Below are 425 nucleotides of genomic sequence, written 5' to 3' on the forward strand. Positions count from 1 at the left end.
ATGTTGGGGATCTTGGCGATCAGGCCGATGGGCTCGAAGTCCTTCTGCGGGTCGTAGCCCAGGCGGCCGTACAGCGATGCGTTGATGGTGTTGGCGATGGTGAAGACGTAGAGCGTGTAGCCGTCCGCCGGCGACTTGGCGACCATGTCCATGGCGATGGCGCCGCCCGCGCCGGCCTTGTTCTCCACGATCACGGGCGAACCCAGCTGCGTGGAGAGGCGGTCGGCGAGCGCGCGGGCGACGACGTCGCTCACGCCGCCCGCCGGATAGGCGACCACGATGCGCAGGGGCCGCGAGCCGGGCCAGGCCGCGACTGCGCCCTGCGCGAAGGCGCGTGCGGGAAGGCCGGCCGCCGCAGCCAGCGCGGCGGAGGCACCAAAAGAGAGCGCACGTCGGCGCGAAAGCGAATCGATCATCACGGATAC

The 425-nt window shown here is 70.1% G+C and carries 1 protein-coding gene; it reads right to left on the minus strand.

All coding sequences use genetic code 11. The features are described 5' to 3' along the window. Positions 1-425: Bug family tripartite tricarboxylate transporter substrate binding protein (locus GR197_RS31510; protein WP_281409540.1), on the minus strand; the 425-nt coding region annotated here is incomplete at both ends.

Source organism: Rhizobium phaseoli (genome assembly GCF_010668805.1).
GTDB lineage: Bacteria > Pseudomonadota > Alphaproteobacteria > Rhizobiales > Rhizobiaceae > Rhizobium > Rhizobium phaseoli_A.